This window comes from Trinickia sp. Y13 (genome assembly GCF_029522115.1).
In the GTDB taxonomy this organism is placed as follows: Bacteria; Pseudomonadota; Gammaproteobacteria; order Burkholderiales; family Burkholderiaceae; genus Trinickia.
Window position 1 is genome coordinate 20,165 of record NZ_JAKWFK010000007.1, and the last position, 15,056, is coordinate 35,220.

At 65.4% G+C, this 15,056-nt stretch carries 15 protein-coding genes; 8 read left to right on the plus strand and 7 right to left on the minus strand.

Annotated elements, in window-relative coordinates:
• Positions 1 to 57 precede the first annotated feature (57 nt).
• The 3 genes from MMB74_RS14210 to MMB74_RS14220 all read right to left on the minus strand — a co-directional run bounded on the left by MMB74_RS14210 (position 58) and on the right by MMB74_RS14220 (position 2,209).
• Positions 58 to 906: an AraC family transcriptional regulator gene (locus tag MMB74_RS14210; protein ID WP_277429288.1), complete on the minus strand. Its 849-nt coding sequence runs from the start codon at positions 904 to 906 to the stop codon at positions 58 to 60.
• Entirely contained in the window at positions 903 to 1,847 is a 945-nt protein-coding gene (gene epsC / locus MMB74_RS14215) for a serine O-acetyltransferase EpsC (protein ID WP_277429289.1), read from the minus strand. Before epsC ends, MMB74_RS14210 begins: the two co-directional genes overlap by 4 nt.
• A 125-nt stretch (positions 1,848 to 1,972) precedes the next feature.
• Positions 1,973 to 2,209, minus strand: coding sequence for a hypothetical protein (locus MMB74_RS14220; RefSeq protein ID WP_277429290.1), 237 nt, complete (start codon positions 2,207 to 2,209; stop codon positions 1,973 to 1,975).
• Between the two features lie 396 nt (positions 2,210 to 2,605).
• Between MMB74_RS14220 and MMB74_RS14225 the strand changes: the two genes are divergently transcribed.
• The gene (locus MMB74_RS14225; protein WP_277429291.1) at positions 2,606 to 3,082 is read left to right on the plus strand and encodes a hypothetical protein; all 477 of its coding nucleotides are present in this window, start codon (positions 2,606 to 2,608) and stop codon (positions 3,080 to 3,082) included.
• 117 nt (positions 3,083 to 3,199) lie between these two features.
• Positions 3,200 to 3,802 (plus strand): short chain dehydrogenase, encoded by a 603-nt coding sequence (locus MMB74_RS14230; protein ID WP_277429292.1) that lies wholly within the window; start codon positions 3,200 to 3,202, stop codon positions 3,800 to 3,802.
• 108 nt (positions 3,803 to 3,910) lie between these two features.
• Here MMB74_RS14230 and MMB74_RS14235 read toward each other — a convergent pair whose 3' ends face one another.
• Together MMB74_RS14235 and MMB74_RS14240 are read right to left on the minus strand one after the other, a co-directional pair.
• Positions 3,911 to 5,491 (minus strand): aldehyde dehydrogenase (NADP(+)), encoded by a 1,581-nt coding sequence (locus MMB74_RS14235; protein ID WP_277429293.1) that lies wholly within the window; start codon positions 5,489 to 5,491, stop codon positions 3,911 to 3,913.
• A 459-nt stretch (positions 5,492 to 5,950) separates the two neighbouring features.
• Complete coding sequence (locus tag MMB74_RS14240; protein WP_277429294.1) at positions 5,951 to 7,246, minus strand: Nramp family divalent metal transporter; 1,296 nt, start codon at positions 7,244 to 7,246, stop codon at positions 5,951 to 5,953.
• Positions 7,247 to 7,459: 213 nt separating this feature from the next.
• On the opposite strand from MMB74_RS14240, the gene MMB74_RS14245 reads away from it, so the two are divergent.
• From MMB74_RS14245 to MMB74_RS14260, 4 genes are all read left to right on the plus strand, one after another.
• Positions 7,460 to 8,008 (plus strand): hypothetical protein, encoded by a 549-nt coding sequence (locus tag MMB74_RS14245; RefSeq protein ID WP_277429295.1) that lies wholly within the window; start codon positions 7,460 to 7,462, stop codon positions 8,006 to 8,008.
• Positions 8,002 to 9,846 carry a cytochrome c oxidase subunit I gene (gene ctaD, locus MMB74_RS14250; RefSeq protein WP_277429296.1) on the plus strand — a complete coding sequence of 615 codons (1,845 nt, stop codon included), beginning with the start codon at positions 8,002 to 8,004 and terminating at the stop codon, positions 9,844 to 9,846. Before MMB74_RS14245 ends, ctaD begins: the two co-directional genes overlap by 7 nt.
• The gene (locus MMB74_RS14255) at positions 9,843 to 10,751 is read left to right on the plus strand and encodes a cytochrome c oxidase assembly protein (RefSeq protein WP_277429297.1); all 909 of its coding nucleotides are present in this window, start codon (positions 9,843 to 9,845) and stop codon (positions 10,749 to 10,751) included. The genes ctaD and MMB74_RS14255 overlap by 4 nt, the downstream gene beginning before the upstream one ends.
• Before the next feature lie 65 nt (positions 10,752 to 10,816).
• The gene (locus MMB74_RS14260) at positions 10,817 to 12,064 is read left to right on the plus strand and encodes a cytochrome c (RefSeq protein WP_277429505.1); all 1,248 of its coding nucleotides are present in this window, start codon (positions 10,817 to 10,819) and stop codon (positions 12,062 to 12,064) included.
• 132 nt (positions 12,065 to 12,196) lie between these two features.
• Here MMB74_RS14260 and MMB74_RS14265 read toward each other — a convergent pair whose 3' ends face one another.
• Positions 12,197 to 12,328 carry a hypothetical protein gene (locus MMB74_RS14265; protein ID WP_277429298.1) on the minus strand — a complete coding sequence of 44 codons (132 nt, stop codon included), beginning with the start codon at positions 12,326 to 12,328 and terminating at the stop codon, positions 12,197 to 12,199.
• 244 nt (positions 12,329 to 12,572) lie between these two features.
• Between MMB74_RS14265 and MMB74_RS14270 the strand changes: the two genes are divergently transcribed.
• Both MMB74_RS14270 and bluB read left to right on the plus strand, forming a co-directional pair.
• On the plus strand, positions 12,573 to 13,871 hold the full coding sequence (locus MMB74_RS14270) for a cobyrinate a,c-diamide synthase (RefSeq protein WP_277429506.1): 1,299 nt from the start codon (positions 12,573 to 12,575) through the stop codon (positions 13,869 to 13,871).
• The gene (bluB, locus tag MMB74_RS14275; protein ID WP_277429299.1) at positions 13,855 to 14,529 is read left to right on the plus strand and encodes a 5,6-dimethylbenzimidazole synthase; all 675 of its coding nucleotides are present in this window, start codon (positions 13,855 to 13,857) and stop codon (positions 14,527 to 14,529) included. The genes MMB74_RS14270 and bluB overlap by 17 nt, the downstream gene beginning before the upstream one ends.
• A gap of 13 nt (positions 14,530 to 14,542) precedes the next feature.
• Here the strand turns inward: bluB and MMB74_RS14280 are convergent, their stop codons facing one another.
• Entirely contained in the window at positions 14,543 to 14,788 is a 246-nt protein-coding gene (locus MMB74_RS14280; RefSeq protein WP_277429300.1) for an H-NS family nucleoid-associated regulatory protein, read from the minus strand.
• Positions 14,789 to 15,056 lie beyond the last annotated feature (268 nt).

Consider the following 15,056-nt stretch of genomic DNA (forward strand, 5'->3'; position numbering starts at 1 on the left):
GAGCGTCACCGGGTCTTGAACGAAATTGCACTGGCCTGCCGCCAGGCAAAACCGGCATCAACGAACGGCGCTTGCGTACTGCGCCGGGGTCACGCCTAGCATGCGCACGAAGGCGCGCGTCATATGACTCTGGTCGGCGAAGCCGGCTCCGGCGGCCGCATCGGCCAGGGGCGTCCCTCGCTCGATCAGGTGTCGTGCGAGTGCAATTCGGCGCTGAATCAAATAAGCATGGGGCGGCAGACCCGTATCGCGCGCGAAGCCGCGCAAAAGTTGAAAGCGGCTCAAGCCTGCTTCGTCGGCTAGCGCCGCCAACGTAACGGGAGCGCATGGATCGTCGTCGATGCGCGCCTTCGCCCGCCTGATCGACGCGCTCGCGGCCGCGACCGATTCCGCTACCGGCATGCGTTGCCGCATGCTCGTATGCGTGCGTACGAATCTCGCCATCAATGCGAACAGCGATGTTTCGCGCCCGAGCGCTTCGTCACGCACGCGCGCCGCGCCGGTCGCCATTGCGGCCGCATCGGCAAAAGCCTGCTCGAAACAAGCGGCAAAAGCGTCGTCGCGCAATACGGGGCGCTCGAACTCGACCGAGGTCGGCGTAGGCGCGCCGAGGTCGCGCGCGACCTCATACACCAGTGCCGGATCGAAATAAAGCATGCGCCAAGCGCGGCCGCGCTCGTCGAACGGGCTGCCGTCATGCACTTCGCCGGGGTTCGCGGTGATCACGTCGCCCGCTCGCGCTTCGACTGGGCCACGACCGCTCGCGGAGCGCTGTGCGCCGCGCCAAACGAGCCCTACGCCGAACATGTCGTGCGAATGGCGGCCAAACGATTGCGTCGTATCGGCTGTCGTCGCCTGCACGCCTGCGACGACGCAACGATGCATGACGACGCGCCCGCGTTTCATCGCCGCACGCGTCCTCGCGCATCGGCTTCGCTCCCGCGATCGCCCTCGCGTATGCTGCCTTGCGATACGCTCGCGCCCGGCGCCACGCTGTGCGTCAGCCAGACGTTACCGCCGATCACGGCGCCGCGCCCGATCGTCACTCGCCCGAGAATCGTCGCGCCGGCATAAATCACGACATCGTCCTCGACGATCGGATGCCGCGCATGCCCCTTCACGAGTGCGCCGTCGGCATCGGCCGGAAAACTCTTCGCGCCGAGCGTGACGGCCTGGTAGAGGCGCACGCGCTCTCCGATGACGGCGGTCTCGCCAATCACGACGCCCGTGCCGTGATCGATGAAAAAGCTCGGGCCGATTTGCGCGCCTGGATGGATGTCGATCCCCGTTGCCGAGTGCGCGATCTCGTTGATGAACCGCGCAAGCAGCGGCACGCCGAGCCGGTGCAACGCATGCGCGAGCCGGTGATGCATGATCGCGAGCACGCCGGGATAGCACAGGAGAATTTCGGTGATGTGCTGAGCCGCTGGATCGCCCGCGTGCGCCGCACGGATGTCGCTCACGAGCATCGCGCGAATACTCGGCAACTGCGCCGCGAAAGAGCGCGTGATTTCGAAGGCCAGCGTTTCGAGTTCGGGCGCGGGCGTATCGGCGTGCTCGGGCAAAAAGCGCAGTGCGCGTTTCACTTGTTCCCAAAGCAGCCGCAAGGTGCTTTCGAGCGTATGTCCGACGTAATAATCGACGCTTTCATCGGTCAGGTCCGGCGCGCCATAGTGCGTGGGAAACATGACCGCGCGCAGGCACTCCACGATGCCCCCGATCGCATGGCGCGAAGGCAGCTCGCGAATGCCTTGCGGATGGCGCGTGCGATGCAGTGCTTCGCGCGAAGCGCGCAAGTCGGCGACGATCTGATCGAGGCCCCAATGGGGCGAAAGCGGATTCGACATAGTGATAAAAACGGCTGCGGTGCCGCATCGAACGATGCGGATATCTGGAAAGATTACCGCGTTTTTGGCATGCTCGGGCAAAGCGCTGGTATCCGGGCCGCACAGACCGCCCCGCGTTTCGCCGGCTAGACTGTGAGGCTGCTCGCGTCGATCCAGCGCACAGCCCAGTCGCGGGCATGGGCGATCGCGGCGGCCTCCTCCTCGAAGCGCAATTCGCTGGGGAAGAAACGATTCGCGACGAGTTCGCCGTCGCTCGAGCGGGAAATCACGACATACGGGTGATAAGAGCCGTCGCTCGCCCGCGCGGGCGCGCAATTGAGCAAGTATCCGCGATGCGTGAATGCGGCGTCGGGGTGATGCATGGTCGTCACCTGCCTCCCTTGATACGCTCGCTGCCTCGTCGTGCGATGCGCCGAGCAGCCGCGAGGGCCAAGCGCCTGACTGCGTTTTCCCTACTGGCGCCGGCTTGCAGGATTCGAATCATACTCTGTCGGAAACGCCGGTTCTACGGAAAATAATTGGGGTTTTACAGCGCGGACGGGTAAAGACGCGCGAGCGCCATGGCGCGCCTGGGCCGGAACGGCTTTTGCGTAGATCCACGACGCCGTCTCGTGCGCCCTCGCTCGGGACGATAGTGCGCCGGCGCACGCGAAACGCTTGAAGTTGTTCGTGGCTGCGCTAGGATTGTCGAACGACTGCGCACGCTCGGCGCATCCGCGCGGCGGATGCAAGGGCGCGGCCAACCTTGCGAGCGAATCATGAACGCGAGCCATCCGGGCCACCCGATACCCGGCGCACCGACGCCGCATGCGCACCGTGCGTTCACGCTGCGCCGCGTGCCGCTCGAACCCGGTTCGGCCCGGCGTTTTTCGATTGCACTCGCTTGCCTCGGCCTGAGCTACGCGCTCGCCTGGCTCGAGTTGCCGCTCGGGCACATCGCACCGGCAGCGGCCGACAGCCCAGCGCCGGCTGCCGCCACGCTTGCAGCCGCGCTCGTCGCGCGCGTCCTGCTCGGCTTGCTCTATGCGTTCGTCGCACTGCGGCACGCGTGGGCACGTTGGACGACCGTCGCGCTTTCTCTCGTCTCGGCGGCGTTCGTGGCGCCCATGCTCCCGCTCGAATGGCGCGCGTTTCCGCTCGGCGCACTCGTGACCGGGGCCGGCCTCGCAGCCAAGCTCGTCGCGGGCGCGCTCTTGATGTTGCCGCTGCGCAAGCAAGGCGATACGCGCCCATAATGCGCGCTGGCGCGGCGCGATTCGCCGCACATTGCCTGTTTCCCTCTTTCTTGCCTCGCGAGCGATTTCAGGCATTCGCCTGTACGTTCCCCACGTCAACAGATCCTAGGAGCCGAAATGAAAGTTGTGGTCATCGGAGCGAGCGGCACGCTGGGCCGCGCCGTCTGCGCGGAACTGAAGCAACGTCATGAAGTGATCGAAGTGGGCGCGACGCGCGGCGATTATCACGTCGATGCAACCAACTTGCCGAGCGTCGAGCGTTTATTTCACGACATCGGCCGCGTCGACGCAGTGGTCGCCACCATCGGCAAGGTTCATTTCGGGCCATTTCACGAAATGACTGCCGATCAGTTCTGGGTCGGCCTGCGCGATAAGCTCATGGGTCAAATCAACGTCGTGCTGGCGGCGCAACATCACGTCAACGACGGCGGGTCATTCACGCTGACGGGCGGCATCCTCGCAGACGAACCGATCCGCGAAGGAATCAACGCCACCACCGTCAATTTCGCGTTGGAGGGCTTCGTGCGCGGCGCGGCGATCGAAATGCCGAGGGGGTTGCGCATCAATCTCGTGAGCCCGACCATCCTCGAGGAATCGGTCCAAGCGTACGGCTCGTACTTTCGCGGGTTCGAACCGGTCAGCGCACAGCGCGCCGCGTTGGCGTTCTCTCGCAGCGTAGAAGGCGCCCAAACCGGGCGCATCTATCGGGTCGGAAGCTGAAGACCGCAAGGCGGTCCGTCGTGCACGACGCCTAAGCGGCGCGGCGCGCACGGCGTAACACCGGCAACGTGGGCAGCGACTTAAAAAAGGCGCCGCCCGGCGTGCCGCTCAGCGACGCTCGAATGCGCCGTCGCGCAAGCGCCAGAGGTTCAACGGATTCTCGTCCTGCACTGCCTGCGGCAGCAATTCGGCCGGCAAGTCTTGGTAGCAGACGGGCCGCAAGAACCGCTCGATCGCGAGCGTGCCAACCGAGGTCGAGCGCGGATCGGACGTGGCCGGGAACGGCCCGCCATGCACCATCGCATGCGACACCTCGACGCCCGTTGGGAAGCCGTTCGCCAAAATACGGCCGGCCTTGCGTTCGAGCGTGGGCAGCAACTTGCGCGCGAGTTCCACGTCGTCGCGCTCCATCTGCAAGGTCGCCGTCAACTGCCCTTCCAAATGCTCGGCCAGCTCGATCATTTCATCGATGTTGGCGCACGTGACGATGAGCGAAGTCGGCCCGAAAATCTCGTCTTCGAGCGGCGGCGCAGCGAGAAATTGCGCTTTCGTCGTCGCGAACAACTCCGGCAGCGCCGAATGGTGCGCATCGGTGCTCGCGCCCTGTGCGACGCGCGTCACGCCTTCCACGCCCGCGCGCTTGCTCACACCATCGCGGTAGGCGCTCGCGATGCCGGCCGTGAGCATCGTTTGCGCGCCCTTCTTCTCGAGCGCCTTAGCGGCAGCGTCGATGAACGTCTGGCGCTGCGGCCCGTCGAGCACGACGACGAGGCCTGGGTTCGTGCAGAACTGTCCCACGCCGAGCGTCAGCGATTCGACGAAACCGGTGGCAACCGCTTCTGCCCGTGCCGCCAGCGCACCAGGGAGCACGAAGCAAGGGTTGATGCTGCTCATTTCCGCGTAGACGGGAATCGGTTCGCGGCGCCGCGCGGCGATGTTCATCAGCGCGATGCCGCCGCCACGCGAACCCGTGAAGCCGACGGCCTTGATGGCCGGATGCGCGACGAGCGCTTCGCCCACGGCATTGCCCGCGCCGAGCACGAGCGCGAAGACGCCCGCGGGCAAGCCGCATTCGGCGACGGCCTCTTGAATCGCGCGCCCCACGAGCTCCGAAGTGCCGAGATGGGCCGGATGCGCTTTGACGACGACCGGACAGCCCGCCGCCAGTGCCGACGCCGTATCGCCGCCCGCTACCGAAAACGCCAACGGAAAGTTGCTCGCACCGAACACGGCCACCGGACCGATTGCAATCTTCTGCTGCCGCAAATCGGAGCGCGGCAGCGGCTTGCGCTCGGGCATCGCCGAGTCGAGCGTCGCTCCGAGCCAGCGGCCGTCCCGCACGAGTTGCGCAAACAGCTTGAGCTGGCCCACCGTGCGCCCGCGTTCCCCTTCGAGACGCGCCTTGGGCAGCGCCGACTCCGCATGACCGCGCTCGATGAGCGCATCGCCAAGCGCCATAATGCGCTCGGCAATCGTGTCGAGAAGACGAGCGCGCGTCTCTAGCGGCGCCAGGCGGAACGGATCGAAGGCCGCTTGCGCCAAGCGGCAAGCGCGGTCGACATCCTCCGCATCGCCGGCGCCGAACGCCGGTTCGATTTCGGTGTTACGAGCCGGGTCGAACGCGCGCAGCGTTCCGGCAGTGCCACGCACCGAGGCGCCACCGATCAGCATATCTCCCGTGATCTGCATCGTGAGGTTCTCCAATTTGCGCCGGCTCGCAGTCCGGCAGTAGTCGCAATAGCGGTGACGGGCCAAGCCGCGTCGGAACCGTCGATCTTCGCATGAATCCGCATTTCGCGAGCGGGATGGCAAATGTGCCCAAATCCTGGGACGGAATGCTCCCGAAAACCCTCACCTTTTGTTGGGCTCCCCGGGCCACGGTGAGGGTCTTGATGGCCATATGTCTCACCTGAGAGGGGCCGAAACGCCGCCGCACCGCCGCGAATAGCCCTTTTTGCCGCGCCCGATGGGCCGCTTGGCGTATTGATGAGCCGGTTGCGTGAGGGCCGACCACCTATGCGGCCTCACCTGCCGCTGCTCCCGAAAACACTCACCTCACGTCTGCCGAATGGCGAATGCCGTCTGCCGAATGCGGCCGTCCACCTCCGTCGCATTCGCACGTCGCGCCGCGAGTCGCCTGTTCTCCCTTCAGAACGGCCACATCTGCACGATCAATATGGCATTCATGGCCACGATGCCCAGTATCGCCGCGACCGCAAGGACCTGCATGGGGCGCCCCAATCGATGTTCGCCCATGATCCGCCGACTGCTTGCAAAGCCGATGAGCGCAAGCATGGGCACCGGCACCGCCAGACTCAGAACCACCTGGCTCAACACGAGTGCGCGCGCCACACCCACCCCTAGCGCGACGACCACGAAGCTAGGCGCCATGGTCACGATGCGGCGCAACCATAACGGCAGCGATATACCGAGGAAATCCTGCATGATCGCCTGTCCTGCCATCGTGCCGACCACTGAACTCGATATGCCCGATGCCATCAGCGAAGTCAGAAACAACGCCGCCGCCATCGAACCGAACAACGGCGTCAAGGTGCGGTACGCCGCACCGATGTCCGTCACCTCGCTATGCCCGTCGTGAAAAGCGCCGCATGCCATGATGACCATGGCCATATTGACGAGCCCGGCCACCGTCAAGGCGATCACGACCTCCGCATTCGAATAGCGAACGAGTTTTGCGCGTTCTTCTTCAGTGCGCGGCCTGACGCGGTCACCCGTCAACCCCGAGTGCAAGAACAGCGCGTGCGGCATCACCGTCGCGCCGACGATGCCGGCCGAGACGACGAGAGCCTCTCGATCGGGCACCGTCGGCACCAGCACGCCATGCAGAACGGCACCCCAGGGGACGGTGACGAACAGCAACTGCGCCACATACGCAATGGCGATCAGGCCCACGAGCGCACCGATCGCGACTTCGAGCGGCCGGAATCCGTGCCGTTGAAGCAGCAGCAACGCCCAGGTGAAAGCGGCCGTCACCGCCATGCCGAACAACAAGGGAACGTGCGCGAGCAGCGAGAACCCGATCGCGCCGCCAAGGAATTCGGCCAGATCGGTCGCCATCGCAGCGATCTCGCTCACCGCCCACATCGCCAGAACCACCGGCCGCGGCAGACGTCGCGCACAGAGCGCCGCCAGGCTCGACTCGCTCACGATGCCGAGCCTGGCGGAAACGGCTTGGAACAGCATCGCCACGAGGTTCGCGAACAGCACGGCCCATAGCAACGTGTAGCCATACGCGGCGCCGGCCTGCAGGTTCGTCGCCAGGTTGCCGGGGTCCATGTAGGCCACCGACACGACCACGGCTGGGCCGGCGAACGGCAACAGCAGTTGCACGCCGCGCCGCCGGCCTTCGAGCGCCTCGCGCACTTGCGACGTGGTGTGCTCGCTCCAGCTTCGTTCGCGTTCGGACAGCGGCGTGTCGTTCATGTGCCAGTCCCCGTTCAAAGCCGAACGATCGGCGCAGCGCACGGCCAGGGAGGCTTCCGCCGTGCCTGCGTCTCGTTCGAACTTTTCCTCTCAAGTGCCAAGTTTGGCAGGGTTTGTCCATTTCGGCAGCGCCCGCCGGAGCCGACGTGCCGCTCGATGCGGGAATGGAACCTGCTGCCTGCAACGCGTCTGCCAGATCCATCGACGATCCGCATGAAAACGCCGCGCGCCTTCCCATTCCACGCCTTGCGAATGCCGCCGCGCCTCGCCCGCATGGCGCGGTACGGGCGAGCCTGCGCAAGCGCCGTGCCGGTGATGGCCGCGGCCGCGCCGCTAGAACACAGCACACTCGCGCCCGCGGGCATTCAGGCCGAACACATCGTGCGGCTATGGAATCTGACGCTCGTCGTCTGCGGCGTCGTATTCGCCAGCGTGCTGGTCTGCGTCTCGTTCGCGCTGTTGCGTCGTCGCGGCGCCGAACGCACGACTGCGCCGAATTTGGCGCCCTACGCCGCGCCGGAGCGGCGCACCCAACGAGCGGTCGTCGGTGCGAGCGCCTTGTCGGTCGTGCTGCTTGTCGGGTTGATCGTCGCGGACGTATCGACCGACCGTGCGTTGTCGAAGCTGCCCGTCTCCGATGCCCTGCACATCGATCTGACAGGCGGCAATGGTGGTGGCAAGCGCGCTATGCGGCCGACGGCGGACGCCCCGCATTCGTCACCGCCAACGAACTGCACATACCCGTTGGCAGGCCAGTGGTGATCACGCTCGGCGCGCTCGCCGCGATCAACCATAAAACGATCGCGCGCCGCTTCATCGCCACCACGTTCGCCTCGTTCCTGATCGCGGGCCTGCTCGCGCTCGTCATGCGCCTGCAGCTTGCGCGGCCGAACAACCATGTGGTCGGCCCAAATACATACGATGCGCTGTTCACGTTGCACGGCACGACGATGATGTTCCTGTTCGCCGTGCCCGTGATGCAGGCGGTCGCCGGTTATCTGATCCCCCTGATGGTGGGCGCGCGCAGCATTGCCTTCCCGCGAATGAACACCTACGCGTATTGGATGTTCTTGTTCAGCTGCCTGACGCTCTATGGCGCCGCGCTGCTCGGCGCCGCGCCGCAAGCCGGTTGGTTCAGCTACGTGCCGCTTGCCGGTCCCAACTATGGACTCGGCAAAGGCCCGGACATCTGGGCGCAAATGATCACGTTCACCGAATTGTCGGGCCTGCTCGAAGCGATCGTGCTGATTACGACCATTCTGAAGATGCGCGCGCCCGGCATGTCGCTGAACCGCATGCCGCTGTTCGCGTGGGCCACGCTCGTCACGCAGTTCATGGTCATCTTCGCCATGCCCTCGATCATGCTGGCCAGCACCGCGTTGATTTTGGACCGGCTGGTCGGCACGCAGTTTTACAACCCGTCGCTCGGCGGCGACGTGCTGCTTTGGCAACATTTGTTTTGGTTCTTCGGCCACCCCGAGGTGTACCTGATCTTCATCCCTGCGCTAGGCTTCATTTCGTCGGTTCTGCCCACCTTCGCGCGTCGGCCCATCTTCGGCTATACGGCCATCGTCCTCGCCTTGATCGCCACGGCCTTTCTCGCATTCGGGCTTTGGGTGCATCACATGTTCGCCACGAGCATCCCCACCCTTGGCAAAAGCTTTTTCACGGCCGCAAGCGTCATGATCGCCGTGCCTTCCGCGATCCAGATCTTCTGCTGGGTCGCCACCCTCGTCACCGGCCGGCTCAATCTGAAGACGCCGTTGTTGTTCGTCCTCGCGTTCTTCTTCATCCTCGTGATCGGCGGAATGACCGGCATCATGCTGGGCGCGGTTCCGCTCGACTTGCAATTGCACGACACCTACTTCGTCGTCGCTCATCTTCATTACGTGCTGCTAGGCGGCGCCGTGTTCCCGTTGTTCGGCGCGGTCTACTACTGGTTCCCGAAAGTCACGGGACGAATGCTCGACGAACGGCTCGGACGTTGGCAATTCTGGCTGTTCTTCATCGGCTTCAACGTCGCTTTTTTTCCCATGCATTGGCTCGGGCTCCATGGCATGCCCCGGCGCATCTGGACTTATTCGAGCGACATGGGATGGTCCGGCCTCAACCTGCTCTCCAGCATCGGCGCGGCCACGATCGCACTCAGCATCCTGCTGTTTCTCGTCAACATCGTTCGCAGCCATTGGCGCGGCCAGGCCGCGGGCTGCGATCCGTGGGGCGGCGCCACGCTCGAATGGAGCACCGCCAGTCCCCCGCCGCCGCACAATTTCGATGCGATCCCCGTCGTGCATGGGCGCGATCCGCTGTGGGATGCGCCGCGCTCGCCTGCGTACGTGTCGGGGCTCGCAACCGATGCGCGCGAGGTGCTCGTCACCACGGCGCTCGATGCCGAGCCGGATCTGCGGCCGCTTTTCCCGCAACCGTCGATTTGGCCGTTCGTCAGCGCCGTCGCGACGACCGTGCTCTTCATCGGGTCGGTATTCACGCCGTGGGCCGTGGTGTGGGGTTCCGTGCCCGTGGCCGTCACGTTGACGGCGTGGTTTTGGCCATCCCGGCGTCAAACGGCGCAGGCCCTCGCGTTGGAGCGCAGACCATGAGCGCACGCGCATCGGCCGGAAAGCCCCGCGCACCCGCCTATGGGGAGCCGGGCGGCAGCGCCGCTTCGCAGCGCAGCGGCATGCCGACAGCACCCGTGCCCGATACCCTGGATGTGCGGCATTTGCCGAGCTTCGGCTTTGGCGCGCGCAGCCTGATGTGGTGGGCCACTGCCGGTCTCATGTTGATCGCCGCGTTCTTCTCCGGCTGGCTCGCGCTGACGCTCGTGTTCGTTTCGCCGCTCGACGCGCTGACCGGCGCGCTGTTCTCCGCGCACATGGTCCAGCACGAGGCAATGATGCTCGTGTGCGCGCCGCTGATCGTGCTAGGACGGCCACTCGGCGTCATGCTGTGGGCATTGTCTCGCCCGGTGCGCCTTGCGATCGGCCGCCTGCTGCACACGCACGCATGGACGCGATGCTGGCGGCGGCTCGCCTCGCCGCTGTGGGCCTGGTGGCTGCACGCCATCGCGCTGTGGGCTTGGCACGCGCCCCGCTTGTTTGAAGCCGCACTGGCCAACGCCGGCGTCCACACCCTGCAACACGCGAGCTTTCTGCTCACGGCGCTGCTATTTTGGCGCGGTATCGTCGGCGAAATGGCGACGCGGCGCAGCACGGGGTCCGCGATGCTGTCGCTGTTCACGACCATGGTTCATACGGGCGCGCTGGGCGCGCTCATCGCCCTCGCGCCGGGCGTTTGGTACCCGTCGTACATCGAACCGACGAGCGCACTGGGTATGGATCCGCTCCAAGACCAACAGTTGGGCGGCCTCATCATGTGGGTTCCGGGCGCGCTCGCGTATCTGATCGGCGCATTGGCCGTGGCCTCGCGTTGGCTGCGCGAGCGGCCCGGGCACCGCTGGCGGCCGGCCGCCCAGGACCGCCCCGCCCTCGAGGAGACGCGATGACCAAACCACCGCGCATGGCAACGGATCTGCTCGCGCTGACGCTACCGGCAGTGCTTGCGATCGCGATGGGCGGCGCGAAACATAGCGTGCCGCCACCTGCGCCGCCGGTCGATGCGGCCGTGCTTGCGCGCGGAGAGTACGTCGCAAAGGCGGCCGACTGCGCGGGATGTCACACCGCGCCCGGCGGCGGGGCGCCATTCGCCGGAGGGCTCGCGATGGGTTCCCCGTTCGGCACGATCAAAACCAGCAACATCACGCCCGATCCGCGCTACGGCATCGGCCGCTATACGCTGCAAGAGTTCGACCGTGCGGTTCGGCACGGCGTCGCGCGCGGCGGCAAGGCGCTCTATCCGGCCATGCCCTACCCCGAGTTTTCGAAGATGTCGGATGACGATCTGCGGGCGCTCTACGCTTATTTGATGCAACGCGTAGCGCCCGTCGCGAAACCCAACGAGCCGGCCGACGTTGCTTTTCCGTTCAATCAGCGTTGGACTCTATTCGGTTGGCAGTGGGTGTTCATGCCGCGCGGCGGATTCAAGTCTCGCGCCCCTGCCGATCCGCAATGGACGCGCGGCGCGTACCTCGTGCAATCGCTCGGCCACTGCGGCGCGTGCCACACACCGCGGGGATGGGGTTTTCAAGAGCGCGGTTACGACGAAACGGCGTCGAGGTTTCTCACCGGCGGAATCAATGATCACTGGTTCGCAGCGAACCTGACTGGCGACGCAGGCTCCGGCCTTGGCCGCATGGGCGAAGCCGACATCGCACGGTTCCTGAAAACCGGTCACGCAGGCGGCAGCGTGGCCTACGGCAGCATGGTCCAGCAAATCGAGGACAGCACGCAGTACCTGACCGACGCCGATCTCTTGGCCATCGCTCACTATTTGAGAAGTCTGCCGCCGCAGCAAGCGTCCGGCGCCTATGCGCCCGCGACGCAGCCGGGGCGCGCGCCGAGCAACGGCAATCGCGTCCCCGATGCGCAATCGGTCGGTTATGTCGTCTATCGTTCGTTCTGCGCAAAGTGCCACGGTGACGACGGCAAAGGCGTGCCCAATGTCATTCCCGCGCTCGCGGGCAATGCGTCGGTTTTGGCGAAAGACACGACGTCCTTGATCCGCTTGATGGTGGAAGGCGGCAACAGCCCCGCGACGCTGACGGGGCCGCCACGCCAGCGGATGCCCGGGTTCGCCGGTCTGATCTCGAATGCGCAAATGGCCGATGCGCTAACGTACGTTCGCGGCGCCTGGGGCAACGTCGCGCAGCCGGTTTCGGGCAACGACGTCGCGTCGCTACGCGAGATCTTGCACAAATGAGTCGTTGCTTAGGATAACTAACGTTCTACCGCCGCCGGCGACAGATGCTAGCGGCTCGCTGTACCTCCCGGTGAGCCGCGCGGCGCCTTCGCTCGACATGCCCGGCTCAGCTGCTTTGCAGCATGCGCCCCGTTACGGCTGCCGTTGTCCGCCTTGCTGACGAGGCATCTTCTGCTGATTTTGCTGTTGTTGCCCCGTCGGCTTGCTGTGCTGTTGCTGCCGCGGGTTGCTCGGGGCGGTGTTGCTCGGCTTCGCGTGCGACATGACGATCCTCCATTCGGTTGTCGGTCTGGACTTGCTGCACGTTTCCTGCACGTTACGGGCTCGCAACGAGCATTCCCGCTTCACCGGCCAAGCGCTCAAATGCGCTTGTCGTGCGGCCGTAAGACAGGCGCTTTACACTGCGCGTATCGCACACCTGCCGCGCAAGCGCCTGCTCCATGCCGATCTCATCGCCGTTCGTCCGCTCGTCCACCGCTCCCCGCAACCGCTTCGAGGAGGGCTGACCATGCCCTCCTGTCCCGCATTGTTCATTGGCGCCGTCGCCTCGGGCCAAGGCAAAACGACCATCGCAGCCGCGCTAGCGCGCGCTCATCGCCGTCGCGGTCTGCGGGTGCGCGTCTTCAAGACTGGGCCCGACTTCCTCGATCCGACTATCCTCGAGCGCGCCAGCGGCGCCCCCGTCGATTCGCTCGATCTGTGGATGGTGGGTGAAAGCGCGTGCCGGCAACGATTGGCCGAGGCGGCACGCGAGGCCGATCTGATCATCGTGGAAGGGATGATGGGCCTGTTCGACGGCACGCCGAGCGGCGCGGATTTGGCATCGCGTTTCGGGCTGCCCGTCGCCGCCGTCGTCGACGCCCAGGCCATGGCGCAGACCTTCGGCGCGATCGCGCTTGGGCTTGCACGCTTTGACCCTTCGCTCGACTTTCACGGTGTCTTCGCCAATCGCGTCGGTTCGGACTACCATGCGCAGCTGTTGAAGGACGCCTTGCCCGACGACGTACGATGGCTCGGCCATGTGCCGGGTTCCGAAGACATCTCGCTACCCGAGCGGCATCTGGGCCTTCACGCGGCGATCGAGATCGACGATCTCGACGCGCGCATCGATCGCGCCGCCGACGCGCTGGCCGCAACGGCGCTCGCGCAATTGCCGCCGCCGGTCGACTTCGACGCGCCGCCCGAGCCGCCGCTGCCCCGGCTGCTCGATGGCCTGCACGTCGCCGTGGCACGCGACGCCGCGTTCTCGTTCGTGTATCCCGCCAATTTGCGCTTGCTGTCCGCGCTGGGCGCGCGGGTCACCGAGTTTTCGCCGCTGGCCGACGACGCCTTGCCGGCAGCGACCGACGCGGTCTACCTGCCCGGCGGCTACCCCGAACTTCATGCTCCGGCGCTCGCGCGCAACACGCGCACGTCGAGCGCGATCCATGCGCACGCAGCGGCAGGCAAGCCGCTGTTTGCCGAATGCGGCGGCATGCTTTACCTGCTCGACACGCTAACCGACAGCGCGGGCCAGACCACGCCGATGCTCGGGTTGCTGCCCGGCCGCGCTACCTTGAGCAAGCGACTCGCCGCGCTGGGCATGCAGTCGATTGCCGGCGTGCACGGCGAGATGCGCGGCCATACGTTTCATTATTCGCATGTCGAGACGCCTCTCGCGCCAGCGCTCATCGCGCGCTATGCGCAATCGGACGCGCCCGGCGAGGCGATATATCGCGTTGGCACAATCGTCGCCTCATACCTGCACGGATATTGGCCCTCCAACCCGGATTTCATCGCCGCACTCTTTCATGGCCACGCAATTTGACGATGACGAACGCGCGGCTGTCTACCGCGCCATTTACGAACGCCGCGACATGCGTCACTTCGTACGCAAGCCGGTCGACGCGGCGGTGCTATCGCGATTGATCGGCGCGGCCCATCACGCGCCGAGCGTCGGTTACATGCAGCCGTGGCGCATCGCGCGCATCACGGACACGGCGCTGCGCGCCGCACTGCATGCCGCCGTCGAACGCGAGCGCGTACGCACGGCCGAGGCACTAGGCGAGCGCCAGGACGAATTCATGCGCCTGAAAGTGGAAGGCATGCTCGATTGCGGCGAATTGCTCGTGATGTCGCTGATGGACGGCCGCGACAAACACGTCTTTGGCCGCCGCACGATGCCCGAGATGGATCTCGCCTCGGTTGCCTGCGCCATTCAAAACATGTGGCTCGCGGCGCGCGCCGAGGGGCTCGGCATGGGGTGGGTATCGCTGTTCGATGTCGACGAAGTGCGCGACCTCATGCGCATGCCCCCCGGCGCGAAACCCGTGGCGATTTTATGTCTGGGCCATGTCGAAGCGTTCTATCCGCGGCCGATGCTCGAACTCGAAAAATGGGCCGAGCGGATGCCGATCGACGAATGCGTGTTCGAGAATTATTGGCCTTCGGATCGGCCGGCCACCGAGACACCCCGGGACGAATGACCCAAGGGGCGATCTAGCTTTCGCAACGGTAGAAGTCCATGTGCTGGCCGGCTGCCACGGCGCGGCGCAGCCAATCGGGGGGATCCCCGTATCCATCCCACGTGTTGCCCATCGCGTCGCGATAAAGAATGGGCCGCTCCGCCTGCTTATCGGCGGAAATCGATTCGGCAACGGCTTCCACGGTAATGCCGTATTCGTCCATGCGGCGTCGCAGCCAGCGAATCAACCGTTCGCGAGCTTCGCCTTCAAGCTGTTCCATCGATGATTCCGGTTATGGTTGATGCGGGGGCGGGTGAAAGCCCCTGTGACCCGAGCCGAATCATACTCGACTCGCGGCCGAAAGGTCGCAGCCGCACGACGGCGCTTGCCCATAAGGCAGCGCACGATTGTCTTCAAGCGGTGTCGACTCGAATTATCGATACAAAAGCGATAAAAAGCAAAACCATAAAAAGGCAGTGTCTCTTTCTCTTCTTCCCTGCACGGAACGTTCCCGCCGCCGGCCGCTCATGCCTGTCGCATGAGCGGCG

What these genes read in the sequence shown, in the direction of transcription:
- MMB74_RS14210 (WP_277429288.1), bottom strand. Translation starts at nt 906, where the DNA reads ATGAAACGCGGGCGCGTCGTCATGCATCGTTGCGTCGTCGCAGGCGTG.
- MMB74_RS14240 (WP_277429294.1), bottom strand. Translation starts at nt 7,246, where the DNA reads ATGAACGACACGCCGCTGTCCGAACGCGAACGAAGCTGGAGCGAGCAC.
- MMB74_RS14255 (WP_277429297.1), top strand. Translation starts at nt 9,843, where the DNA reads ATGAGCGCACGCGCATCGGCCGGAAAGCCCCGCGCACCCGCCTATGGG.
- MMB74_RS14225 (WP_277429291.1), top strand. Translation starts at nt 2,606, where the DNA reads ATGAACGCGAGCCATCCGGGCCACCCGATACCCGGCGCACCGACGCCG.
- MMB74_RS14220 (WP_277429290.1), bottom strand. Translation starts at nt 2,209, where the DNA reads ATGCATCACCCCGACGCCGCATTCACGCATCGCGGATACTTGCTCAAT.
- MMB74_RS14230 (WP_277429292.1), top strand. Translation starts at nt 3,200, where the DNA reads ATGAAAGTTGTGGTCATCGGAGCGAGCGGCACGCTGGGCCGCGCCGTC.
- epsC (WP_277429289.1), bottom strand. Translation starts at nt 1,847, where the DNA reads ATGTCGAATCCGCTTTCGCCCCATTGGGGCCTCGATCAGATCGTCGCC.
- MMB74_RS14245 (WP_277429295.1), top strand. Translation starts at nt 7,460, where the DNA reads ATGAAAACGCCGCGCGCCTTCCCATTCCACGCCTTGCGAATGCCGCCG.
- MMB74_RS14270 (WP_277429506.1), top strand. Translation starts at nt 12,573, where the DNA reads ATGCCCTCCTGTCCCGCATTGTTCATTGGCGCCGTCGCCTCGGGCCAA.
- MMB74_RS14265 (WP_277429298.1), bottom strand. Translation starts at nt 12,328, where the DNA reads ATGTCGCACGCGAAGCCGAGCAACACCGCCCCGAGCAACCCGCGGCAG.
- MMB74_RS14235 (WP_277429293.1), bottom strand. Translation starts at nt 5,491, where the DNA reads ATGCAGATCACGGGAGATATGCTGATCGGTGGCGCCTCGGTGCGTGGC.
- bluB (WP_277429299.1), top strand. Translation starts at nt 13,855, where the DNA reads ATGGCCACGCAATTTGACGATGACGAACGCGCGGCTGTCTACCGCGCC.
- MMB74_RS14260 (WP_277429505.1), top strand. Translation starts at nt 10,817, where the DNA reads ATGGGCGGCGCGAAACATAGCGTGCCGCCACCTGCGCCGCCGGTCGAT.
- MMB74_RS14280 (WP_277429300.1), bottom strand. Translation starts at nt 14,788, where the DNA reads ATGGAACAGCTTGAAGGCGAAGCTCGCGAACGGTTGATTCGCTGGCTG.